The sequence below is a fragment of the Halorubrum xinjiangense genome (assembly GCF_049604745.1).
Classification (GTDB): Archaea; Halobacteriota; Halobacteria; order Halobacteriales; family Haloferacaceae; genus Halorubrum; species Halorubrum xinjiangense_A.
On the sequence record NZ_CP187140.1, the window covers coordinates 2,178,246 to 2,199,687 of the forward strand.

21 protein-coding genes and 2 tRNA genes are annotated in these 21,442 nt (G+C 69.3%); 8 read left to right on the forward strand and 15 right to left on the reverse strand.

Annotated features, from left to right (window positions below; genetic code table 11):
- Positions 1 to 47 precede the first annotated feature (47 nt).
- Positions 48 to 383 carry a NifU family protein gene (locus ACOZ35_RS12220; protein WP_007995449.1) on the forward strand — a complete coding sequence of 112 codons (336 nt, stop codon included), beginning with the start codon at positions 48 to 50 and terminating at the stop codon, positions 381 to 383.
- Positions 384 to 419: 36 nt separating this feature from the next.
- Here ACOZ35_RS12220 and ACOZ35_RS12225 read toward each other — a convergent pair whose 3' ends face one another.
- From ACOZ35_RS12225 to ACOZ35_RS12235, 3 genes are all read right to left on the reverse strand, one after another.
- Complete coding sequence (locus tag ACOZ35_RS12225; RefSeq protein WP_424016065.1) at positions 420 to 4,292, reverse strand: glycoside hydrolase family 97 catalytic domain-containing protein; 3,873 nt, start codon at positions 4,290 to 4,292, stop codon at positions 420 to 422.
- Positions 4,293 to 4,475: 183 nt separating this feature from the next.
- The gene (locus tag ACOZ35_RS12230) at positions 4,476 to 5,933 is read right to left on the reverse strand and encodes a DUF402 domain-containing protein (protein ID WP_424013842.1); all 1,458 of its coding nucleotides are present in this window, start codon (positions 5,931 to 5,933) and stop codon (positions 4,476 to 4,478) included.
- Positions 5,934 to 5,935: 2 nt separating this feature from the next.
- The gene (locus ACOZ35_RS12235) at positions 5,936 to 6,328 is read right to left on the reverse strand and encodes a DUF7532 family protein (RefSeq protein WP_424013843.1); all 393 of its coding nucleotides are present in this window, start codon (positions 6,326 to 6,328) and stop codon (positions 5,936 to 5,938) included.
- A 120-nt stretch (positions 6,329 to 6,448) separates the two neighbouring features.
- On the opposite strand from ACOZ35_RS12235, the gene ACOZ35_RS12240 reads away from it, so the two are divergent.
- Positions 6,449 to 7,459, forward strand: a complete 1,011-nt coding sequence (locus ACOZ35_RS12240; protein ID WP_424013844.1) for a PrsW family intramembrane metalloprotease — start codon at positions 6,449 to 6,451, stop codon at positions 7,457 to 7,459.
- Between the two features lie 39 nt (positions 7,460 to 7,498).
- Here ACOZ35_RS12240 and ACOZ35_RS12245 read toward each other — a convergent pair whose 3' ends face one another.
- From ACOZ35_RS12245 to ACOZ35_RS12260, 4 genes are all read right to left on the reverse strand, one after another.
- Positions 7,499 to 8,476: an ROK family protein gene (locus ACOZ35_RS12245; RefSeq protein ID WP_424013845.1), complete on the reverse strand. Its 978-nt coding sequence runs from the start codon at positions 8,474 to 8,476 to the stop codon at positions 7,499 to 7,501.
- A 90-nt stretch (positions 8,477 to 8,566) separates the two neighbouring features.
- Positions 8,567 to 9,025: a universal stress protein gene (locus ACOZ35_RS12250; RefSeq protein ID WP_424013846.1), complete on the reverse strand. Its 459-nt coding sequence runs from the start codon at positions 9,023 to 9,025 to the stop codon at positions 8,567 to 8,569.
- A gap of 247 nt (positions 9,026 to 9,272) precedes the next feature.
- Positions 9,273 to 9,656 carry a DUF5611 family protein gene (locus ACOZ35_RS12255; protein ID WP_149799575.1) on the reverse strand — a complete coding sequence of 128 codons (384 nt, stop codon included), beginning with the start codon at positions 9,654 to 9,656 and terminating at the stop codon, positions 9,273 to 9,275.
- An 89-nt stretch (positions 9,657 to 9,745) separates the two neighbouring features.
- Positions 9,746 to 10,867: a DUF7093 family protein gene (locus ACOZ35_RS12260; RefSeq protein ID WP_424013847.1), complete on the reverse strand. Its 1,122-nt coding sequence runs from the start codon at positions 10,865 to 10,867 to the stop codon at positions 9,746 to 9,748.
- Positions 10,868 to 11,026: 159 nt separating this feature from the next.
- Between ACOZ35_RS12260 and ACOZ35_RS12265 the strand changes: the two genes are divergently transcribed.
- Entirely contained in the window at positions 11,027 to 11,341 is a 315-nt protein-coding gene (locus ACOZ35_RS12265) for a 2Fe-2S iron-sulfur cluster-binding protein (protein WP_017341817.1), read from the forward strand.
- Between the two features lie 185 nt (positions 11,342 to 11,526).
- On the opposite strand, the gene ACOZ35_RS12270 is transcribed toward ACOZ35_RS12265, so the two are convergent.
- A complete protein-coding gene (locus ACOZ35_RS12270; RefSeq protein ID WP_004599158.1) occupies positions 11,527 to 11,721 on the reverse strand; it encodes a cold-shock protein in 195 nt (64 codons plus the stop codon).
- Between the two features lie 185 nt (positions 11,722 to 11,906).
- On the opposite strand from ACOZ35_RS12270, the gene ACOZ35_RS12275 reads away from it, so the two are divergent.
- The 3 genes from ACOZ35_RS12275 to ACOZ35_RS12285 all read left to right on the forward strand — a co-directional run bounded on the left by ACOZ35_RS12275 (position 11,907) and on the right by ACOZ35_RS12285 (position 13,078).
- The gene (locus ACOZ35_RS12275; RefSeq protein ID WP_424013848.1) at positions 11,907 to 12,509 is read left to right on the forward strand and encodes a hypothetical protein; all 603 of its coding nucleotides are present in this window, start codon (positions 11,907 to 11,909) and stop codon (positions 12,507 to 12,509) included.
- The gene (locus ACOZ35_RS12280; RefSeq protein ID WP_424013849.1) at positions 12,506 to 12,676 is read left to right on the forward strand and encodes a hypothetical protein; all 171 of its coding nucleotides are present in this window, start codon (positions 12,506 to 12,508) and stop codon (positions 12,674 to 12,676) included. The genes ACOZ35_RS12275 and ACOZ35_RS12280 overlap by 4 nt, the downstream gene beginning before the upstream one ends.
- Before the next feature lie 108 nt (positions 12,677 to 12,784).
- Positions 12,785 to 13,078 (forward strand): DUF7577 domain-containing protein, encoded by a 294-nt coding sequence (locus tag ACOZ35_RS12285; protein ID WP_424013850.1) that lies wholly within the window; start codon positions 12,785 to 12,787, stop codon positions 13,076 to 13,078.
- Between the two features lie 212 nt (positions 13,079 to 13,290).
- Here ACOZ35_RS12285 and ACOZ35_RS12290 read toward each other — a convergent pair.
- A tRNA-Phe gene (locus tag ACOZ35_RS12290) sits at positions 13,291 to 13,364 on the reverse strand.
- Between the two features lie 213 nt (positions 13,365 to 13,577).
- On the opposite strand from ACOZ35_RS12290, the gene ACOZ35_RS12295 reads away from it, so the two are divergent.
- Together ACOZ35_RS12295 and ACOZ35_RS12300 are read left to right on the forward strand one after the other, a co-directional pair.
- Entirely contained in the window at positions 13,578 to 14,186 is a 609-nt protein-coding gene (locus ACOZ35_RS12295; protein WP_424013851.1) for a beta-class carbonic anhydrase, read from the forward strand.
- Positions 14,187 to 14,338: 152 nt separating this feature from the next.
- The gene (locus ACOZ35_RS12300) at positions 14,339 to 15,556 is read left to right on the forward strand and encodes a DNA cytosine methyltransferase (protein WP_424016066.1); all 1,218 of its coding nucleotides are present in this window, start codon (positions 14,339 to 14,341) and stop codon (positions 15,554 to 15,556) included.
- A gap of 536 nt (positions 15,557 to 16,092) precedes the next feature.
- On the opposite strand, the gene ACOZ35_RS12305 is transcribed toward ACOZ35_RS12300, so the two are convergent.
- The 6 genes from ACOZ35_RS12305 to ACOZ35_RS12330 form a co-directional block, all read right to left on the reverse strand.
- Positions 16,093 to 16,163: transfer RNA gene (locus tag ACOZ35_RS12305), tRNA-Pro, on the reverse strand.
- A 55-nt stretch (positions 16,164 to 16,218) separates the two neighbouring features.
- Entirely contained in the window at positions 16,219 to 18,273 is a 2,055-nt protein-coding gene (locus tag ACOZ35_RS12310) for a DEAD/DEAH box helicase (protein ID WP_424013852.1), read from the reverse strand.
- Between the two features lie 141 nt (positions 18,274 to 18,414).
- Positions 18,415 to 18,945: a 50S ribosomal protein L16 gene (locus tag ACOZ35_RS12315; RefSeq protein ID WP_424013853.1), complete on the reverse strand. Its 531-nt coding sequence runs from the start codon at positions 18,943 to 18,945 to the stop codon at positions 18,415 to 18,417.
- Positions 18,946 to 19,075: 130 nt separating this feature from the next.
- On the reverse strand, positions 19,076 to 19,852 hold the full coding sequence (gene nucS, locus ACOZ35_RS12320) for an endonuclease NucS (RefSeq protein ID WP_424013854.1): 777 nt from the start codon (positions 19,850 to 19,852) through the stop codon (positions 19,076 to 19,078).
- A 53-nt stretch (positions 19,853 to 19,905) separates the two neighbouring features.
- Complete coding sequence (locus tag ACOZ35_RS12325; protein ID WP_424013855.1) at positions 19,906 to 20,055, reverse strand: hypothetical protein; 150 nt, start codon at positions 20,053 to 20,055, stop codon at positions 19,906 to 19,908.
- A gap of 80 nt (positions 20,056 to 20,135) precedes the next feature.
- Entirely contained in the window at positions 20,136 to 21,425 is a 1,290-nt protein-coding gene (locus ACOZ35_RS12330) for an adenosylhomocysteinase (protein ID WP_424013856.1), read from the reverse strand.
- Positions 21,426 to 21,442: the final 17 nt, after the last annotated feature.

Below are 21,442 nucleotides of genomic sequence, written 5' to 3' on the forward strand. Positions count from 1 at the left end.
GCTCCTAAACCGCAACTTTCCATACCGTCGGCGCTGTACTGGAGGTAATGAGCGACGAGAGCGACGAAAGCCTCGCAGACCGGGTAGAGCAGTGGATGGTCGGACAGATGCCGATCATCCAGATGCACGGCGGCACGAGCGTCGTGCGCGAGGCGGACCCCGAAACCGGCGAGGTCGTCGTCGAGCTCGGCGGCACCTGCTCTGGGTGCGGCATCTCGAACATCACCGCCGACAACATCCGCCGCGACCTCATCATGGACTTCGACGAGGTCGACAACGTGACGGTGCGGACCGCTTCTTCCGGCGACAACGGGGCCTCCACCGTCGAGGGCGGCCGCGGCGGCGAGCTGAAACACGAGACCGAATCCGCGAACCACTTCTGAACGCGACGGGGGCTCCCGTCGCGTCCCTTCTCCTCTCTACAGCGGCGTGAACGGCAGCGACGCGAGCGTGTCGGCGTCGTAGCTGAGCGCGTCAGACTGGCTGGTCCCGTCCGGAGTCACTAGGTCGATGACGCTCGGCGCGTTGTCGACGGCGCCTTCGCGCGCGCCGCCGAAGACATCTCCGCCGGCGTCGACTTGTACGTCGCGGAACGCGCCGAAGTTCTCCGATCCGACGATCGGACAGACCTCCCACTCGGAGAGGTCCGGGCCGCCGATAGACTCTTTCGGCACTGAGACGACTACGATGCCGGACCCGTCATCGACGAAAACCTCCGGTGATTCGACCGTGTTCCCGGCCTCGTCGACGGCGGCGGCACCGAAGCCGTTCGCGCCAACGCGGTACTGCCAGCGATCGTCGAACTCTGCCGAAATACCCAGGTCGCCAATCTCCGTCGTCCGCCCGCTGTCGGCCGCCGGATCGCGCAGGTAGACGACGAAGTACTGCGGCGAGAACGGCGCGACATTTCCTCCGTAGGCGTCGTACAGGTTCTCCACCTCGAAGGCGAACCGGTACTCCTCGTCGGTCTCTAGGACGCGGAACGAGCGCAGGTCGAAGGCTCCCTCCTGGAACGCGTCGTTCGTCGGGTAGACGTACTCCCCGGGTCCGTCGTCGTCGCCCGCGGGATCGGTGAACCCCGCAACGAGATTGCCGGGCGCCACCGTGACGGTCCCGGAGCCGAGCTCCGTCCCGCCATCCGCCTCGCGCACGACGACGTCGAAGGTCCCGATCCGCGAGATACTAAAGCCGAGGTCGACCGTCTCGTCCGTCGCATTCGGCGGGAGCCGAACGTTACCGAGCGCCTCGACCTCGCCGTCGACGACGATCTCGACCGTGGTTCCGCCGACGAACGCGGCGTCGTTGGAGCCGGTTCCGCTGATGAACTGTTCTCCGAGGTCTGCCTCGTCGGCAATCGACACTGAAATCGTCTGCTCTGGGCGCTCATACTCGGTGGTCCTGTTGATCTCGCGGCCCCGCGCCGGGCGCAGTCTGACGGCGGTCCCGCCGCTCGGCGCCAGCGACGCGAGCAGCGTCGTGCTCGGCGTGACGACCGCCTCGTCGATGCGGACTCCGGTCGGATCCGCGTCGACGCCAGCGCCGACCGCGTCCGAGTAGATCTCCGCGACGTACTTCGGGCCGTTTCGGCCCTTCCCGTTTCCATTGCCCTTGCCGTTCCCCTTCCCGCCCGAATCGCCGGGCGCGAGGAAGTCGAGGGGCACGTCGACCGCGCGGCCGTCGCCGTCCGTCATGACGCCGACATACCACTCGTCGTCGTGCCGGCGAGCGATCGCGAGGTAGTCGCCGATCGCGGAGCCCACGACGCGCGTCTCGTCCCAGCCGGCGGCCGGGACCGACTCGATGAAGGCGAACTCCGGCTCGGCGTCGAAGTTCTCGTTCTCGGGGACGTACCCCTCGTACTCGGCCGGGACCGGCGACGGCTCGCCGGCCTCGGTGACGGCGACCGTGTTGAGGTTGAACCCGCCGACGTCGCCGGTGAAGCCGCTCTCGCCCTGCGCGTAGTCGAGCTCGATCGCGATCTCGTTGTCGCCCGCGTCGAGTTCGACCTCCGTCGTGAACACCTGCCAGTCGTCCCAGTACTCGGTGAAGTCGGGCTCGATGGTCTCGCGGTCGCCGTTGACGCGCAGGGTCGCTCGGGGGGTACCGGCGTCGATCACGCGACCGGCGTTCTCCTCGGCATCGCTCGCGTAGCGCAGGTGGAGGTCGTACGTTCCGGCGCTCGGCACGTCTTCGACCGTGAACGAGACCGACGACCCGCTCGGCGCGCGGTTGGGGTCGACGGCGACGAAGTTGGTGCCGAACGCGTCCCGCCACGAGTCGTCGGTGACGAGCCCGTTGAGCTCGCCGGCGGCGGCCTGGAGCGCCTCGCCGACCGCGAACGTCTCGTCGACGTACGCCTCGACGCGGTCGGCGGCCATCTGGAGGCCGCTGAGGTACGTCGGGTACATCGCGAGCTGCTTCGCCCGCGTCGTCTGGATCTGGTCGCCGCGCTCGTCGTTGAAGGTGATGTCGAAGATGCCCGGCTGATAGCTCACCGGGCCGGCGAGGTTCCGCGTGAACGGCAGCGTCACGTGGTGGTCGCGGCCGACGTTGGAGCCGAGCTGCCCGAACCCGTCGTACTCCTGCGCCTTCACCACCTCGCGGTTCGCCACGTTCGGGTAGGTTCGGATCTCGCCGGTCGGCTTGATCCCCTCGTGGATCTCCAGCTGCTGGCGGTTCGCGGCCGCCTCGCGGATCACGCGCCGGTGGTCGTTCACCGCGAGCTGGTTGTGGTGGTTGTGGGTCGCCGCCATCCCCTCCCCGTCGATGCCGAGCCCCCGGTCCGCGACGTAGCCGTTCTTGATCGTGTTGATGCCGACGTCGTCGTAGCCCGCGAAGACGTCCCCGTCGAGGACCGCGTCCTCGTAGTTCGGGATGTTGCCGGCGGTCTCGTTGTGGATCGTCATCTCGACGGGGTCCGGGAGGCCGGCGCCGAAGTCGGTCACCTCGCGCACGTCAAAGTCGGGGTAGGAGTCGTCCACGCCGAACTCTAGGCCGGAGCCGTCCCCGGGATAGGTGTCCCATCCCTCGTTCCACCCCTCGACGAGCACGCTGTCGATGCCGTTCTCGCTCGCGAAGCGCATGTAGCGCTTCATCCGCTCGGTGCGGGCGCCGTGGATGTACGCGGCGGGGTTGCCGTCGTCGCCCGCGACCTCGTCGTCGGTCTTGTACTCCCAGTTGGCCGAGCCCGCGATCATCGTCCACCAGATGCCGACGTACTTGCGGGGCTCGATCCAGTCGGTGTCGGGCGCGCCCCCGGCGGTCGGGAGCGCCGATTCGTCGAGCGGGTCGGAGAGCAGCGGGACCAGCTGCGACTCGATCAGCTCGCCCGGGCGGTCGACGACCTGGATCGTCCGCCACGGCGTCGCCGCCGGCAGCTCCAGCGACGCCCGCGACCCGTCGGGGAGGGGTGTGAGTTCGGTCGCGAACGCCGTCCCGCCGTCGTCGCTCCGGGGCGCGAGCGTCGCGGCCGCGTAGTCGTCGAGGTTCGCCTCGTGGACGCTGAGGTACGCGTCGCCCGCGTCGACGGTGAGCGGCGTGTGCGCCCCGGTCCGCATCGGCGTGTCGTTTGGCTGTCGGTCGTCGCTCCCGCCCGGAATCTCCGAGAGCGGCGTCTCCGCGTACTCCTGTTCGAACCGCGGGTTCGTCACCGCGTTCGCGATCCACCAGGCGGTGTAGTCGTCGGCGAAGTCGACGCCGGTGTTCTCCGAGTCGACGACTGCCTTCCCCGAGTTACTCGCGAATCCCTCGCCGAGGACGACCCGGAGGCCGACCCCGTCGTCGAAGACGCGTATCTGGAGCGTCGCGCTCCGGGAACCGCCCTCGCCGTTCTCCGCCGTGCCGGAGTCGTCGGAGTCGCCGGAGTCGTCGGAGTCGCCGGAGTCGTCGGAGCCGCCGGACCCGTCCTCCGCGGCGTCCGCGAGGCCGACGTTCAAGGCCTCGTAGTCGGCTGAAACTCGGTCGTAGGCGCCCCACACTGGATCCCACTCTTCGGTCGCCGCCTCGCGTTCGGTGCCGGTCACCGTCACCGGCCCGTCCTCGCCGCCGGCGCTCGCGCCGAACGCCGACTGGTTTCGGAAGTCGAACCCGAGCGTCGACGGCCCGACGTACGTCTCGCCGCCGCGCGCGACCTCGTAGGTCGGCACCCCGTTGGCGACGTCGACCGTGACCGCGATCGACCCGTCCGGCGACGTCACCGTCTGAACCGGGTCGTCCGCATCGTTGGCCACCCGCGCGGCGTCATCGGCCGACACGTCCCGCGAGTAGGCGGCCGCGGCTACCAGCGCCCCCACGCTCCCGAGGAACCCCCGTCGCGTCGATCCGCCTAACGATTGCTGTGATCGTTTTTCACTCATTCCGTCCGCACCGTCTATGCGATGAATAATAATGTTATTGTCACGCAGAGAAGTGATTGAATTTCGAAACGACCGAGTCGACAAGTTAGTCCAGAAGCGCTCTTCGGGGCGTTGGGCGCCTTACAACGCGTTTTCCAGCGCTGACGCGACGCTTCGCGCCTTCTCCGCGAGCGGCTCGGGGACCGTTCCGGTCGCGACTGCCTCGTCGAGCTCGTCGTCGTCGACGCGCTCGACCGTTCCGTCGGGGCGTTTCACCACGTCGACGTGGAGGTCCACGTACCGGGCGGCGTCGGGGAAGAGTTCCACCGGCGTGCAGACGTTGACGTACGTCCCGCGGACGGTCCCGTCGCGGCCGCGGTACGTCGTCGGGTACCACCAGCGTCCCTCCTTCAGGCTCGTCTCGGCGACGTCGCCCGCCACGCGGTCGACGCCGAGCCCGTCGTAGGTCCCGCCGCCGGTCATCTCGCGCTCGACGGCGACGGTCCCGTCGGGGTCGACCCCCGTCACCGTCCCCTCGCCGAGGGTGATCAGCCGGCCGTCCGGCTTCCCGTGGTCGATCCGGAGCGCGTCGCCCTCCGCCGGGCCGAACGCGTCGGCCACGACCGCGAACGGGAACTCGGCGTCGGGGGCCGGCTCGCAGAGCGCCTCCGCGAGGTCGACCCCGGCCGAGGCGTCCGCGGCGCCCGCCTTCACCCGGTGGTGGCCGGGCATCGTCGCGGTCGCGGTCCGGCGCGCGTCGTCGAGCCCGAACCGGCTCTCGCGGCCGAACCAGACCCAGACCCCGGCGTTCGGCGCGGCGACCGGCGCGTCGCGGAGCCGGCTCGGGTCGTCGAGGACGCCGAGGCCCGTTTCGTCTCCGTCTCCCGGATCGACCGCCGCGCGCAGCTCCTCGGCGGCGTCGACCGCGGCGTCGAGCCCCGCGGTCAGCGCCTCCGTGTCGGCCTCGACGGCCGGTGGCTGCCACACCGCGCGCCACCCGTCCGGTGGGTCGAGGTCGAGCAGGTCGAGCATCCCCGACAGCTCGCGGGCGGCCTCGTCGTCCCGCACGTCGACCCGCGTCCCGGAGCCCGGTTCGAGCGCGACGAGGTCACCGCCGACCCGGAGTGCCCCGGAGAGGTCGGGGCGCCGGTCGGTCCACGGCGCCGCCGACTCGCGCACCTGAACGCGGACCGCGTCTCCCGTCTCTACCCGGGCGTCGACGTCGCCGTACGGGAGGTACCCCTCGGCGGTATCGTCGTCGTCGGTTCGGAGGTCGACGACGGCGCCGCCGCCGAGCGTCTCCGTCACTTTTCCGTCGAGGACTGTGCCGGGCGGCGTCGGGTCCGCCCACGCGAGCGCGTCGCGGCCGGCGTCGGTCAGGAGGCCGCGGACCGCGTCGAGCGCGTCGGGGTCGCCGTACGCGCCGACGCCCTGCCGGTCGCCGCTCGTCTCGATCCGGACGTCCGGCGGGTCGGTTCCGAACGCGGCGTCGAAGCGCCGGCGGATCGGCGGCGAGGCGTCGACGACCTCGTGGCCGGCGTCGAGCAGGCGCGCGGTGAGCGCCGTCGCGTAGATGCCGCGGACGCGGGCCCGCGCCATCGTCACAGCTCCTCGCGCTCGCGCGCGAACCGCACCCGGTCGTTCACCGTGTCCCCGAGCGAGAGCTCGATGACGACCGGCTCGCCGTCGTCGCCCTCGCTGAGGATCCGTCCGCCCTCGACCGGAACGCCCCACCCGTCGAGCGAGAGGTAGCCGCGGAGGTCGCTCCCGTGGGTGAACAGGTCGACGTCGGCGGTCGCGTGTTCCTGCGTCTCCGACGCGCTGTGGGCCATCTCCATGTCCGAGTAGAACGGTCCGTCCGCGTCGAAGAACGCTCGGAGTCGGTCGGCGTCGCGGGCGACGAGTTCGGCGACGCGGTCCGAGGCGTCGGCGACGGCGTCCGCGTCCACCCCGGCCTCTCGGAGGGCGCGCTGGACCCGTGGATCGAAGTGCATACCCCGGCTTTGGGCGCCGCCGTTTCAATTCTGTCGACCGCGCCGCTTCCGCCCGCTTACCGCCGGCTGCCGCTCGGATGCCGCCCACTAATTAAGTCACCCGGGAGGTAAACGGGAGCCATGCCATCCGACGAGGACCCGATCGCGTCCCGGGCCGACGACGAGCGTGACCTCTACGACGTCGCGACCTGGGAGGAGCGGACCTCCCTCGACGGGCTGTCGGTTGCGTTACACTGGCTCATCACCCGCTCGGCGAAGGCGCTCGTCGTCTTCGTCGCCTTCGTCGGACTCTTAGCGATCCTCGGCTCATTCGGGGTCGGGCTCCTCTTCGACCCGGCGATCGCGATCCTCCTCGGCCTCTCGGTGATCCCCGCGCTCGGCCTGGCCGCGTACGTGTACGTCTCGGACGTGACGACCGCCGAGCCGCTGTCGCTCCTCGTGGCGACGTTCCTGCTTTCGATTCTCACCGCGACGTTCGCGGCGATACTGAACAGCGTGCTCCAGCCGTACTTCCGGCCGTTCGGCTTCCTCGGGCTCGTCGTGTTCTTCTTCGTCGTCGTCGGCCCGATAGAGGAGTCGGTGAAGCTGCTCGCGGTGCGGTTGTACGCGTACACCGACGCCCGGTTCGACGCCGTCATCGACGGCGCCGTCTACGGCGCCATGGCGGGGCTCGGCTTCGTCGTTATCGAGAACTTCGTGTACATCGCCCAGACCGTCGACATGGCGGAGCTGACGGTCGGGATCGCGGCGCTCGGCGCCGGGGACGGCATCGCCGGGCTCCGGGCGCTCGCGGGCCCCGGCCACGTCGTCTACTCGGCGTTCGCGGGCTACTACCTCGGGCTCGCAAAGTTCAACCCCGAGAACCGCGGCCCCATCATCGTCAAGGGGCTCGTCCTCGCGGCGGCGATCCACGCGCTGTACAACACGCTCGTGGGTCCCGTGACCGGAATCGCCTCGCAGCTCTTCGGCCTCCCGCAGGTCGTCGCGCTGTTCGGCTTCGTCGTGGTCTTCCAGGGCGCGTTCGGGTACGTCCTCCTCCGAAAGATCTGGCGGTACCGCGACGCGTTCCTCGACACGCGCGACGCGGTGGGCGAGGACGTCGAGCCGGAGCTCGACGAGTTCGAGCAGTAGGGCGAAATCTCTCTCGTTTCTGCGTTCCGCCGTCGACCGTCAGGGGGCGTTCTCGACCCGCGAGCGGTCGCCGGTGCCGCCCGTCAGGGCGCTCGCGAGTGCGCCTTTCACCACGACGTCGTCGCCGAGGTCGGTGAGCCGCACCTCCGGGACGTTGATGAACACCATCTCCGGGAGCTTCTCGCGGATGGGATCGAGGACGCGGTCGGGGTTGTTGAGCGCGACCGCGCCGCCGACGCTCACGACGAGCGGCGCGTACGCGTGGATGACGTTGGCGATCCCCATGGCGTTCCAGTGGGCGACCTGGTCGATCACGTGGTCGGCGAAGGTGTCCTCGCCCGCGGCCTCGAACACGTCGACCGCGGAGAAGTCGGGGTCCTCGATCGGGAGGCTCGTCTCGATCGGGTCCTCCTCGTACAGCTCGCGGGCGTACTTCGGGATGTTGTTCCCCGAGCAGTACCCCTCCCAGTGGCCGTCGAGCCCGCACCCGCAGGTCATGAACCCGTGCGGGTCGACGGTCATGTGGCCGACCTCGCCGGCGTTGCCGTCCCACCCCGAGAGTACGTTGCCGTCGACGGCCACGCCCGCGCCGATCCCCGAGGAGATGGTGAGGTACACCATGTCGTCGGGGTTGCGCTCGGAGTGGAACCGCTCGCCGATGACGCCCGCGATGGTGTCGTTGTGAAGGTACACCTCGTCGGTGTCGAGCAGTCGGCCGACCGGGCCGACGAGCGGGATGCGCTCGACGGTGTCCGGGAGGTTCGCGGGCCCCTGGACGACCCCCTCTGCGAGGTCGAGGGGGCCGATCGAGCCGATCCCGGCGGCGACCGCCTCGCTCGGCGCGATTCCCGCGTCGGTACAGGCTCCCCTGACCACCTCCAAGACGGCCTCCGTGACGGCGATGCCGTTCGGTCCCCGCGGGGTGCCTCGCGACGCGGAGCCGAGGACCGCCGCGGTCTCGTCGCCGACGACCGCTCGGACGTTCGTCGCCCCGAGATCGACGCCCACGTAGTACATGGGGTGTAAGCGCGGACCCGTCTCACTTAAGCGGGACGCTTCGGGCGGTCGAGCGGGGGTAAAGAATCGAACCGTTTTCGCGAAATCGCGTTACGACGCCGTCTCGCGGACGAAGGTCACCGGACACGGCGCCGAGAGCATGACCTCTTGGGCCGCGCTGCCGAAGACCGCCTTCCCGGTCGGCGAGCGGCGCCGGCCGCCGACGACGACGCGGTCGGCCTTGACGCCCTCCGCGGTCTCGACGACCTCGTCCGCGAGGTCGCCGACCGCGCCGCGGATCGAGTGTCGCACGCCGGCCGCCGACAGCGCCTTCGAGAGATCCCGTGTGGTCCGGTGTCGCTCCGCGACCGCGTCCGGCGTCGAGTTCTCGCCGTCCGGGTCGAAGCCCAGCTTCGTGCGGGTCTCGTCGAACTCCTCCTCGCCGAACACGTGGGTCAACACGACCTCGGCGTCCGCCGGCCCGGCGAGCGCGATGATCTCCTCCGCGAGCCGCTCGGTTCGTTTCTCGTCTTCGCTCCCGACCGCTAACACAACTGTCTCGATGCTCATACACGCCTTTCGTCTCCCACCGAGTTAAGACTAGCGAAGTATTAACTCGAATTCGAATAAATATTTAACCGATCGATCCTGACACTCTCCCGCCTGCGAGACGGCGTTCTCGGACGCCCCCGTTCGGACGAGCGGGGCGCTTCGGATAACGCGAACGAGCTGCGTCCGATACGACGAGCTGGGCGCTACGGGCGTCGCGAGCGGCGCTCGACGAGAGAAGGGCGGCGCCGACGGCGGGTGGACCCGCTCAGTAGTCGGGCGCGTCGTCCTCGACTTCGCGCTTCAGCGAGTCGCGGCGGGACTTCGCGTCGCGGCCGGTCGCCTCCAAGAGGAACTCGTTTTTCGCGTCGACGGCGTCCGCGGCGGCGTCGGCGTTCCCCTCGGCGATGACGTCCTCGGCGGGGCGCTCCTCGAAGTGGACAGCCAGCTTGTCCTTCTTGCTCCCGTATTCGGCGGCGCCCGCGACGATCCGGTCGAACACCGGGTTGTCGGGGTCCGCGACGACGTACAGTTCGTGGCCCTGCCACTCCTCGGTGCCGGTGACTTCGCCGAAGTACTCCTCGATGGACCCTTTCAGGTCCGGCATGCGGTCGTCCAGATGCTCGCCGCGGCGCATCTTGTACTCCTTCATGCCGCGACCGTTCGACAGGCCGGCGTAAACCAGTTTCGTCACGGTCTCTCCGCGCGGGCTCGGCCGTCGATACGCCGTTTTCGCTCCGTCTACCGCGGCCGCTCGTCGACGTACCCGCGCTTGCACTCCGGACAGATGTCGCCCGCGCGCATCGAGCTCCCGTGCGCGGCCCGGACCATCCCGCACTCGGGACAGTAGTACTCCGTCGGCTCGTTGTCCCCGATCGTCTCCAGTTCGGGGCTCTCGCCGCGGGTAATGCCCGTCTCGCCCTCGTCGCCGGCGTCGAACGCGACGCTCTCCGCGTCGTCGGGGGCCTCGACGTACTCCGTCTCTTCCCCGTCCTCCTCCTGCTGATCCGCGGCCTCCGGGGTCAGCCCGCCGCCGAACTCGACGCCCGCGTCGCCGCCCTCGCCGACCTCCGCACTGAACCCCTCGTCTTCGCCGCCGTGGTCGGGCCAGGCGGTCGACCCGTCGGCGTCGGCGTCTCCCTCGTCGACCGACGGCCACGCGCCGCGCTCCCTGTCGTCGGCGTCCTCCCCGTCCTCGTCGAGGATCACGCCGTCGTCGCTCTCCGCGTCGGGCTCGTCGCTCGACGCGGATTCCGGCGCGGCGTCCGTCGGGGACGACGCGGCGGAGGCGGACGAATCCGACGCCGACTCCTCGCCCGCGTCCAACAGCTCCGCGTCCTCGTCCGCCGGGTCCGGACCGCTCGACGCGTCAGACGCGCCCGTGGCGTCGGGGTGCTCGGCGGGGTCCGACGGCGCGCCGCCCGCTTCCGGAGACGCTCCTGCGTCGGCGATCTCGGGCTCCCCGTCGTCGGCTCCGTCGTCGATGATCACCGCGTCGTCGCTCCCGGCTCCCGTCTCCTCGTCGAGGGTCACTCCGCCGGTGCCGGTCCCCGCGTCGTCCGCGTCGACGGTCGCCGACGCCGAGCCCGGCGGAGTCCCTTCGGCGGCGCCCGGAGCGCTGCCGCCTTCCGGCGTCGCGGCCGCGCCCGCGTCGCTCTCGCCGGCCGCGTTGGCGGCCGCCTCGTCTGCGAGTTGCTCCATCGTCGTCACCTCGGTGTTTTCGCTGACGATCTGCGTCTCGCCGCAGCGAGCGCAGGTCTTCACCTCCTTGACGGTCGTGACGACCTCGTCGCCGTCCTCCTCGCGCTCCCGCTGGAGTTCGGGTTCGCCGAAGTCGTGTCCGAGCAGACACCTGAGTCCCATTGTGCCATCCTGCGGTGCCGAGGGTAAAAAACGCCCCGTCGGCGTCCGACGTTCGGCACACGACCGGTATCGCGGGACGACGCGGTCGCCGCGCTCGGTTCCGCGCCGCGGCCCGCGGACACAGACTCTTTGTGGATCGCTCGCGTACCGTGTATCCACATGCCTACTGTATCCTACAAGGGCGAGGAAATCGAGTGCGAGAAGGGCGCCAACCTGCGCGACGTGCTCAAAGAGGCCGGTCTCTCCGTCTACAACGGCAAGATGGAGCAGCTCAACTGCCGCGGCGCTGGCTCGTGCGGCTCCTGTGCGGTCCAGGTCGACGGCGAGGTCAGCGAACCGAGCAAGAAGGAGCGCGCCCGCCTCTGGTTCCCGCCGCACCACCCGAGCCACGACGTCCGCCTCGCCTGTCAGACCAAAGTCGAGGGCGACGTCGAGGTGACGAAGGGCCGCGGGCTCTTCGGCCAGCACATCTGAGCGCGGACGCGACGCTCTCGCGGATTCTTTTGTAAACCGACGGCGCACACGACGAGCGGTTCGCTGGTCGGGAGTAAAATACGGCCGCGGCGAGCGTGAGCCCGCGACGCGGACGAAAACGTTTGGTACCGTGTGTCAGAGTCGCGTTCGGCGTCAGCCGGACCGACCCACCTTTTCGGATCGGCTTACTGCCGAACGACGTTGGTCGCGCGGGGGCCCTTCTCGGAGGACTCGATGTCGAACTCGAGCTCCTGGCCCTCTTCGAGGTCCGGGCCGCCGACGTCTTCCATGTGGAAGAACACGTCGTCGTCCGCGTCGTCAGTCTCAATAAATCCGTAGCCGCCAGTGTCGTTGAAGAAATCAACCTTTCCGGTCGCCATTGCGTTCATAGAGAAGCCCCGACCGGGGATAAGAATTGCGAGTGTACAGTTACCACGACGCTCGCTGAACGTTTGTCTTCGAATAATTTCAGTTCTACGACCGCACACTGACCGTACGACGGATTCAAATCGGGAGCTTGGTCGATCCGTCGAGTTCTCTCTCGGTCCGTCCGACGCCGACGTTTATGGTTCCGGCCGCGAAAGCGGCGGGTGTGTCTCACGCGCACCGAGCGGGCGGTCTCGGCCTGACGCTCCGCGAGAACGGTCCCGCGCTGTTGGTCCCGGCGGCGTGGGGCGTCGCCGCGGGGGCCGTCCTCGGCGTCGTCTCCGCGCACGCGCTGTTCGTCGCGCACGTCGTCATGAGCGTCCTGCTCGTCGCCTTCGTCGTCGCCTCGTGGCGCGACATGGCGTCGGGGGTCCTCCGCGCGTGGAAGCTGGTCATCCTCGCGGGCACCCCGGTCACGCTCGCGGGCGTCGCCGGGTTCCTCGCGCGCGACGGGGCCGTCCCGGCGCTCGCGGCCGCGCTCCCGGCCGACGCCCTCCTCGCCGTCGCCTTCTACGGCTGGATGTTGCTGCCCGCGCCCGCGTTCGTCTACACCGGCCTGCGCGACCCGGCGGTCCCGCGTTCGATCGTCCACCACGTCGCCGCCGCGTGTTCGGTCGCGGGCGCCGCCGTCGCCGCGATCGCGGGCTCTCCGACCGGCACCGTCGCGGGAATCGCACTCGTCGGCGCCGGGCAGACCGCGGGCATCCTCGCGGCGACCGCGCTGTACTCGCTCGGGGAATGACTGACGCCGCCGACACCTACGACTGCGGGACGTGCGGCGCGAGCGTCGCCGTCGCGGACGCCCGGCGCTCGGAGCCGTTCGGCGACCTCGACCCGGACACGTGGCAGACGCTGAACTGCCCGCACTGCGGCGACCGACTCGCGACCGTCTTCGTCGGCGACGAGTGAGGCGCGGTCGGCCGCCCGGAGCCGAGGCCAGTCTGCCGGGAGCCGCTGTCTGTCCGCGTCCCATGTTGTCACCCCACAGTATCTACGTCTCGGGCCCGTAGTTGCCCCATGCTCGACCCCGGCACGGTCTACCTCGTCGCGACCGGCGCGCTGCTGCTCGTCGCGCTGGGAGTCGGGATTCGGGCCCTCGTCGCGATCTTCCGAGAGGGTCGCGAGCGCAGCCGTAAGCGGCGCGAGGGCGAGATCGAGCAGTACACGGAGGACCCCGTCTACGACCGGGAGCCGGCGGATTCGGACGCCGACGGAGCGGCGCCGTTGACGTGTCCACAGTGCGGCACCGAAAACGCGGCTGGATTCGTGTACTGCCGGGAATGTGCGGCGCCGCTGGGGCCGAACGGGTGACCGGGTCCTTCAGCCGACGCTCGCGGGGACGGGGGACAGCTCGATCTTCAGTCGACGCTCACGAATACAGATCGCGTCGAAAAGCCATGCCGTCCCCGATTTGAACTCGCCGAGACGCTCGCCCTCACTCCGCTCGGGCTCGCGACTCGTCTGCTCAAATCGGCTCGGCGTCGTTTCTTCACACGCTCGCTGTCGCTCGCGGGTTCAGAATATGCCGCCTCCCCGATTTGAACGGGGGACAGCTCGATCTTCAGTCGAGTGCTCTCCCAGTCTGAGCTAAGGCGGCTCGCACTCGCACTAACGCCGATTCGAGACAAAAGGATTTCGAAAGGCGGCGCCCCGATCGGACACCGCCCGCTCGCTTCCGTCGATCGCCCTCGCTCCGTTCGGCGTCCGATTCGCGTCCCAGACGTCGGACGATATCGCCGCCGATCCGGGGCGACGGCGCGGATCGTGGTTTCCGCAACGGCCCCGTTTCTCGCGCCCCTCCGATCTTTTGATGGCATCTCGCGACCACGCCGACCATGACACCCACCACGAGAAACTCGACGCCGCGGTCGACGAGCGCGACGACTGGGCGCGCCGGCGACGCAAGGGGATTCCGACCGACGAGAACCTCCTCGTCATCGCCTGTATGGACGAGCGAATCCCGATCGAGGAGACGCTCGGCATCGACCTCGGCGACGCGCAGGTGTTCCGCAACGCGGGCGGCAAGGTGACCGACGACGTGATCCGGTCGGCCGCGCTCACGACGAACTTCTTCGACACCGACGAGATCGTCGTGATCAACCACACCGACTGCGGGATGATGAGCGCCCCCGACGAGGCGGTCCGCGAGGGCCTCGAAGCGCAGGCGGGCGACCTCGACGAGGCGGACCTCGACCCGTCGCTGCCGGAGCTGAACATCGGCGACGCCGATCTCCTCGACTGGGTGAAGATGACCGACGACATCGACGCGGCCTGCGCCGCGCAGGTCGAGTACCTCCGCGAGTCCGCGTTCATCCCGGACGACACGACCGTCTCCGGCTACGTCTACGAGGTCGAGTCCGGCGAGCTCCGCCGCCCCGACGAGCGCATCGCCGAGGAGATCAGCGAGCGGCGGGCCTGATCGCCGGCGTCGGACGATTCCCGGTGCTCGACGGCGCGACGGCGACGAGCTTCGGCCCCGCCGGCCGAGGTGTGACGTTTTTATGCGCCCGCGGCGAACCCCGTCTCGAATGGACCGAGCACGCGCGCCCGCAGCCGGGCGAGGTGGTGTCGGTGGGCGCTGACGGCGACGCCGTCTCTGAATCGGCCGACGCGAGCGACGACGCCGTAACCGACACGGACGGCGCGCGCGCCGCGAGCGACGACGCCGACGCGCCGGTCGTCGCCGGCTTCTTCTCCGGCTGTGGCGGCCTCGATTTAGGCTTCGAACGAGCCGGCTTCGACGTCGCCCTCGGGAGCGACGAGTGGGGGCCGGCCGCGCAGACGTACCGCCGCAACTTCGACGACGTGGAGTTCCTCGACGGCGATGTCCGCGAGCTCGACGCGCCGGCGATCCGCGATGCGGTCGCGGACGCCGGCTACGACCCCGACGGAATCGACGTCGTGATCGGCGGACCGCCCTGCCAGGGGTTCAGCCGGCTCAACAACGAGCAGATCGAGCTCGACGAGATGGAGAAGGACCGCCGGAACACCCTCTTCGAGGAGTTCCTCCGCGTCGTCTCCGTCCTCGAACCGCAGCTGGTGTTGATGGAGAACGTCCGCGACCTGATCAACCGACAGACCAGCGACGACCGGTACGTGAAGGACCTCATCGTCGACGAGTTCGCGGCGCACGGCTACAAGTGCGAGTACCGCGTGCTGGAGGCCGAGCAGTACGGCGTCCCCCAGAAGCGCCGCCGGATCTTCTTCATGGGAACCGACCGCGACGTCCCGATCCGCTTCCCGGAGCCCACGACGCCCGAGGGCCAGTGGCGCACCGCTGGCGAGGCGCTTGCGGACGCGACCGACGACCTCCCGAACATGACGTACGCGGACACCGGCGAGAAGACGCTCGAACGCATTCGCCACGTCCCGCCGGGCGGCTACTACCGCGACCTCCCCGACCGCCTCAAGACGAAGAAGTACCAGTGCGACTGCGAGGACACCGATACCTGTCCCCACGAGCCGGAGATCGTCAAGCGGTACGGCACGTACCTCCGCCGGCTCGACCCCGACGAGCCGTCGCTGACGGTGAGCACGAACGTCTTCATCCACCCGACCGAGGACCGCTACCTCACCCCCCGCGAGATGGCGCGGCTCCAGACGTTCCCCGACGAGTTCGCGTTCGAGGGGACGAAGACCGACGTCATGAAACAGATCGGCAACGCGGTCCCGGTCCGCCTCGGCGAGGAGCTGGCGAACCAACTCCGGGAGTACTTCCCCGAGATCCGGGACGCGCCGCCCGCCGACCCCGACGTGTACGAACAGCAGTCGCTTACAGATTTGGCCTGAGATCGTTTTTAAGTAGTGATCGGCGGTGCGGTGACGGATTCCACTGTTCCAGCGGCTTGTTTATAAATAGTCGCTGGTAGATCGGCAGTGAACACCTCCAAAGCCCCAGCCGGGAGGGCGGCGCACGCTCGCTGCGGTCCTCAGTCGCTCGTTTCACTCGCTCCTTGCGGTCCTTGCGTCACCTGCGCCGCCCTCCCGGCTGCCCCTTTGAGTCCCACCCCGCTCCGCACAGCACCGCAGCCTCACGCCTCCCCAGCCTCGTCAGTCGCCTCCGCTTCGCTCCGGCGACTGACTCCCTCGCGCGTGCTGACTCGCGGCCGCCGAGGGCGGCCGCTCGCAGGCACGCGCCACCGCAGTTGTTATTTATAAATAGTCGTTGCCGTCGCTCGCGGAATTGCTCGCAGCAGTAGAATGGGACCGCCCGGATTCGAACCGGATCCGGACGTGCTCGTTCGCTACGCTCACTGTGCGCGCCCGGCAGGGTTCGAATCCGCTCCACGGCTGCGGCGCTCGCGGAATTGCTCGCGCCGCAGAAGTGGGACCGCCCGGATTCGAACCGGGGTCACGAGCACCCAAGGCTCGGAGTATACCACTAACCCACGGTCCCGTACTCCTACGTACCCCGAAGAGCCGCTAAAGGGTTTCGTTGCGCTTCGCGCCGGTCACTCCTCGTCGTCGCGCCGTTCGAGGTCGGCGACGATGTCGTACGGGTCGGTCCCCTTCCGGACCGAGTCGAGGATGAAGAACGCCTCGTCGGGCGCGAGGAAGTGTCTGGTGACCCCCCGACCCAGCGGCGTGGGCTCGAAGCCGTCGATGAAGTTCCACTCCAACAGCTTCCCGAGTGCGTGCTTGGTGGGCACCTCGCCGATCATGCGGTCGTTGAGGCGCTTGGCCTTCTTGCCGGCCACGACGACGTTCGCGAGCGTCTCCTCGGCGGCCGCGGTCTCGTCGTAGTGGGTCGCCACGTCCTCCATCTCGCCTTTTAAGAGGGTGAACGCCACCTCGTCCTCCGTGCGGTCCATCGAGCCGTGGTAGACGCCGTCGGGCTCGACGAGGAGGTAGACGCGGCCGCGGTCGTGGTAGTCCGGGCGCCCCGCGCGCCCGAGCATCTGCGAGAACTCCTGGACGGAGAGCCACTCGATCCCCATCGCCAGCGAGTCGAAGATCACCTGCGAGGCGGGGAAGTCGACCCCGGCCGCCAGCGCCGCGGTGGTGACGACCGCCGAGAGGTCCTGGTTCCCGAACTGGCGCTCGACCTTCTTCCGGCGCCCGTAGTCCAGCCCGGCGTGGTACGGCGCGGAATCGTAGCGCAGCTTGCGGCTGATCTCGTGACAGCGCCGCCGGGAGTTCGTGAAGATGATCGTCTGCCCGCGGTACCCCTTCGACGACTTCGTGTCGAACTCCCGTTTGACGAGCTTGTCGGCGATCTGCGCCTTCTCGCGGCTGTCCGCGAAGGTGACGTGGCGCTCGATGGGCACCGGTCGCTCCTCGTACTCGATGAGCGTCGCCCGGAGCTTCTTCGCCAGCCACTCGGGGTTTCCGACGGTCGCCGAGAGGTAGACGAACTGGGTGCCGTCGTACCCTGAGTGCGTCTCCATCCGATTCTCGCTGTAGTACTTCAGCCGCGAGATGAGCCCGTCGAGCCGGTGGCCGCGCTCGCCCTCCTTCAGCGTGTGGACCTCGTCGATGACGACCGTGCCGACGTCGCCGAGGTCCTTGCCGGTCCGGAGCGCGTGGTCGATCCCCTCGTAGGTGCCGACGATCACGTCGGCGCCCGGGTCGAACCGGTTCCCGTCGTCGTTCACCCGCGAGGAGCCCACGCGGATGGAGACGTCCAGCACGTCGCCGTAGCGGTCCTCGAAGTCCTCGTGCTTCTGGTTGGCGAGCGCGACGAGCGGGACCAAGAAGAGCAGCTTCCCGTCCCCCTTCAGCGCGCGGTCGATCCCGGTCAGCTCGCCGACGAGCGTCTTCCCCGTCGCGGTCGCGCTCACGACGAGCTGGTCGTCGCCGTCGAGCAGGCCGTTCCGCACGGAGAGGCTCTGGACCGGGAGCAGCTCCTCGAACCGGCCCTGGAGGTGCGCGGAGAGGTCCGGGTGGAGGTCGAGGTCCTCCGTTCGGACCGGCGAGACGTCGTCGACGTTCGCGGACACCTCGTCGTATTTGGTAAGATCGGGGTCGAGTCCGCCCTGGAGCAGGCTCACGATCCGGTCTAAGTCGCCCGACTCGTACAGCAGCTCTTCGAGGCGCTCCTCGGCCGCGCCCGTGAACTCGCCTTTGTACGACAGCTCCCGCTCTAACTCCCGGCGGGCGCAGTCCCGGCAGATCAGCTCGCCGTTGTGGTCGATGGCGTCCTCCGAGGTGATCGGCCCGTAGCGCCCGTCGCTCGCGCAGCGCCGGCAGGTCCGGACCGCCGTCGCCTCCAGCTGGTAGCCGTCGAGCATCTCCTTCAGCCGCGCTCGGTTCTCGGGGGTGGTCTGCTCGGAGATGCGGATCCGGCCGGCCGCGCGGGCGAGGTCGACGAACTCGTCCGGCTGTCGGGGGTGGTCCTCGCCGTCGCGGATCACCCGGAACTTCCCCGGGCGCGGGCCCGCGGAGGTCTCCTTGAGTTCGAGCCGCCCGCGGAGCACGCGCTTGCCGTCGCGGTTCGCGACGACCGTGTAGTCGCTCCGCGCCTCGTGGAGGAACAGCGTCTCGACCTCGGCCAACTGCTGTGACACTGCCGTGCGGTACGCGAGCGAGGTATTTCAGGTGTTCGGCTCGGGGACCGGAACCCGTTCGGAGACGCGCGGCGCCGCGGCTACATCACGCGAATTCGGGGAAAAGAACCCGCCTCACGGACGGGGTCGGGGTCGAGGGGTCTACGAGACGAGCAGCTTCTCGCCGCGGTCGACCGTGATCCGGCACGGCGGGGAGAGCTTGTTGTACGCGCGGCGGAACGCCTCCTTCACGACGGACGCCTGGTCGACGTCGCAGTACGCGGTGAAGACGACGTCGTCCTTGTCGAGCCGCGCGGCGGTGCCGACCGGCTTACCGAACGCCTGGCGCATCCCGTCGGAGACGCGGTCCGCGCCGGCGCCGGTCGCCTGCTTGTTCTCTCGGATGACCTGGTGGGGGAACTTGCGGAGGGTCATCTTGTAGTTGCCCTCGCCGAGCTCCTTGATCAGGTGACGGTTCGCCGAGAGGCGCGCGCTCTCCAGCGAGCCGTGTCGGACCTGGAGCTCCTCCTCGACGCGGAGGCTGATCTGGACGGGGTAGTCGTCCGGCTCCGCGGAGAGGTCGCCCATGTTGTGCTGGGCGATCTTCGAGCCGGGGATGCCCGTGATGTACTCGCGGCGGGTGTACGACGGCTTGTCGATCGTCCGATACATAGAGGCGGGTTTGTCAGACATGGCTACTTGTCCGATGTAGCCGCCGCTGCGGCGATAAACCCTTCGATAGCGAGGCGGCTTCGTCGACTCCTCCGGGGGCAGCGGCGGCGTTCCGCCTCGAATCGAGGGTCGCGTTGACACGCCGCTCGGCTCACTCCTCCGGCGCCGGGTCGAGCGCGACGTGGTCGAACCCGCGGTCCGCGAGCCGCTCCGCGGCCCGGTCGGTGACCGACGGCGCGACGAGGACGCCGCGGACTGCGGGGGCGTCGTTGCTCCCACCGTCGGGCTTGCTCCCGTCGCCGAGGTCGCCTCGCTCGATCCCCAGTTCCTCGCGGAGCGCCCGCACGTACCGGGCGAGCTGTCCCACGGCGTCCGGGCCGACACGGCGGCGCTTCAGCTCGACGACGACCGGGGTCCCGTCGGCGTCGACGCCGAAGATGTCCATCGGGCCGGCGCTGGACGGGCGTTCGGTCTCGCGGGGTTCGAACCCGGGTTCGACGAGGTCGGGATGTTCAAGGATTCGGGTCCTGAGGTCCTCCTCGCTGCCGTGGAGGGTGAGGTCGCGGCCGCCAGTCACGGCCATCGCGGAGAGCTGGTGGACGTCCGAGAAGCGCACCGTCAGCGTCTCGTCGGGGTTGATTCGGGTTGAGCGCACGCGGAGCCGCCCCTCGCGCACCGCGGCGTGGTGTTCCGACCCCGGCGGCTGCCAGTTGACCGGCTGGCGTCCCTCGTCGGTGTGGACCAAGGCGGCGCCGTCGGGCTTCAACACGAGCAGCCGGTCGCCGGCCCCGAGATCGGAGGCCGCGCGTCCCTCGTAGGAGACCGTACAGCGGCCGAACAGGCTGACGAGGTCGCCGCGCTCGAAGGCGTCCTCAAGTTCCCAGAGAGCCTCGCGGTGGCTCGGGTCGTGGACGCTCGTGACTGTCACTGGGCCCCGTAGGCGGTCGTCGCTGAAAAAGGGCGCGCGCTGGGCGTGCGGTTTCAGTCGTCTCGCCGCGACACGACGATGCCGGCGACGAAGAGGACCGCGCCGAGCGCGAAGGCGGCGATTCGGAGCGTCGTGTCCGACACGAGGATCCCGGCCAGAACCGATACGCCGAATCCGGCGTGAAGCACTGCGGTCAGGTTCATGGGATCGGTACGGCCGCGCCGCACAAAAACCGGTCGAAGGCGGCGCTACGCTCGGTAAGTCGGGCTGCGTCGGGCCCGGATCAGGTCCCGTGCTCCCAGCTCCCCATGTACTCGCGCTGCTCGTCGCTGAGGTCGTCGTACTCGACGCCCTCGGCGGCGAGCTTGATGTCCGCGACCTCGCGGTCGAGCTCGTCGGGCACGTCGTGGACGCCGGCGTCGTACGCGTCGCCGTTCGCGGCGAGCTCGCGGACGACGACGGCCTGGACGCCGAAGCTCTGGTCCATCACCTCGACCGGGTGGCCGAGGGCGATGGGCGCGGCGAGGTTGACGAGCCGGCCCTCCGCGATGACGTTCAGGACGCGGCCGTCGGGCATCTCGAACCCTTCGACGCCGTCGCGGACCTCGTAGCGGTCGACCGCGAGGTCGTCGAGGTGATCGAGGTTAACTTCCACGTCGAAGTGGCCGGCGTTGGCGAGGAGCACGCCGTCCTGCATCTCCTCGAAATGCTCGCGGGTGATCACGTCGCGGTTGCCAGTCGTCGTGATGAACACGTCGCCCTTCTTCGCGGCCTCCGTCATGGGGAGCACCTCGTACCCCTCCATGTGGGCCTCCAGGGCCTTCCGGGGGTCGACCTCGCAGACGATGACGTTCGCGTTCTGGCCGGACGCCTTCTTCGCGACGCCCTTGCCGCACTGGCCGTAGCCGCCGACGACGACGTTCTTGCCGGCCCACGAGAGGTTCGTCGTCATCGCGATGGTCGCGAGCGAGGACTCGCCCGTGCCGTGGACGTTGTCGAACAGCTGCTTCATCGGCGTGTCGTTCACGGCGAAGACGGGGTAGTGGAGCTCGCCGTCGGCGTCCATCGCGCGCAGGCGGTCGACGCCGGTGGTCGTCTCCTCGGCGCCGCCGACGATGGAGTCGATGAGGTCGGGGTACTCCTCGTGGACGAGCTTCACCATGTCCATCCCGTCGTCGACGGTGATGGTGGGGCCGTGGGCGATGCAGGCGTGCATCGCGTCGTAGTACTCCTCGTCGTCGACGCCGCGGACCGCGTAGGAGGTGATCGAGTCGTGGGCGTCGAGCGCGGCCGACACGTCGTCGTGCGTCGAGAGGGGGTTACAGCCGGTGATCGCGACTTCGGCGCCGCCCTCGGCGAGCAGCTCGACGAGGTTCGCGGTCTTCGCCTCGACGTGCATCGCCATCGCGATCGTCTCGCCCGCGAGCGGCTGCTCGTCGACGAACTCGTCGCGGAGGGCGTTGAGAATCGGCATGTGCTGGAGCGCCCAGTCCATCTTCCGGCGCCCCTCCTCTCGGGCCGCTTCGACGTCCGAGAGGTGCTGTGACACCGGCGAATACGCGGTTTCGCTCATGTCTCTCGGTTCGCTCA

Excerpts from the sequence above, each read along its gene's own strand:
- ACOZ35_RS12270 (WP_004599158.1), bottom strand. The coding sequence starts at position 11,721 with ATGGCGACCGGAAAGGTTGATTTCTTCAACGACACTGGCGGCTACGGA.
- ACOZ35_RS12315 (WP_424013853.1), bottom strand. The coding sequence starts at position 18,945 with ATGTCTGACAAACCCGCCTCTATGTATCGGACGATCGACAAGCCGTCG.
- ACOZ35_RS12245 (WP_424013845.1), bottom strand. The coding sequence starts at position 8,476 with ATGTACTACGTGGGCGTCGATCTCGGGGCGACGAACGTCCGAGCGGTC.
- ACOZ35_RS12255 (WP_149799575.1), bottom strand. The coding sequence starts at position 9,656 with ATGAAGGAGTACAAGATGCGCCGCGGCGAGCATCTGGACGACCGCATG.
- ACOZ35_RS12260 (WP_424013847.1), bottom strand. The coding sequence starts at position 10,867 with ATGGGACTCAGGTGTCTGCTCGGACACGACTTCGGCGAACCCGAACTC.
- ACOZ35_RS12235 (WP_424013843.1), bottom strand. The coding sequence starts at position 6,328 with ATGCACTTCGATCCACGGGTCCAGCGCGCCCTCCGAGAGGCCGGGGTG.
- ACOZ35_RS12285 (WP_424013850.1), top strand. The coding sequence starts at position 12,785 with ATGCTCGACCCCGGCACGGTCTACCTCGTCGCGACCGGCGCGCTGCTG.
- ACOZ35_RS12325 (WP_424013855.1), bottom strand. The coding sequence starts at position 20,055 with ATGAACCTGACCGCAGTGCTTCACGCCGGATTCGGCGTATCGGTTCTG.
- ACOZ35_RS12280 (WP_424013849.1), top strand. The coding sequence starts at position 12,506 with ATGACTGACGCCGCCGACACCTACGACTGCGGGACGTGCGGCGCGAGC.
- ACOZ35_RS12240 (WP_424013844.1), top strand. The coding sequence starts at position 6,449 with ATGCCATCCGACGAGGACCCGATCGCGTCCCGGGCCGACGACGAGCGT.
- ACOZ35_RS12265 (WP_017341817.1), top strand. The coding sequence starts at position 11,027 with ATGCCTACTGTATCCTACAAGGGCGAGGAAATCGAGTGCGAGAAGGGC.
- ACOZ35_RS12330 (WP_424013856.1), bottom strand. The coding sequence starts at position 21,425 with ATGAGCGAAACCGCGTATTCGCCGGTGTCACAGCACCTCTCGGACGTC.
- ACOZ35_RS12275 (WP_424013848.1), top strand. The coding sequence starts at position 11,907 with ATGGTTCCGGCCGCGAAAGCGGCGGGTGTGTCTCACGCGCACCGAGCG.
- ACOZ35_RS12230 (WP_424013842.1), bottom strand. The coding sequence starts at position 5,933 with ATGGCGCGGGCCCGCGTCCGCGGCATCTACGCGACGGCGCTCACCGCG.
- ACOZ35_RS12220 (WP_007995449.1), top strand. The coding sequence starts at position 48 with ATGAGCGACGAGAGCGACGAAAGCCTCGCAGACCGGGTAGAGCAGTGG.
- ACOZ35_RS12250 (WP_424013846.1), bottom strand. The coding sequence starts at position 9,025 with ATGAGCATCGAGACAGTTGTGTTAGCGGTCGGGAGCGAAGACGAGAAA.
- ACOZ35_RS12295 (WP_424013851.1), top strand. The coding sequence starts at position 13,578 with ATGGCATCTCGCGACCACGCCGACCATGACACCCACCACGAGAAACTC.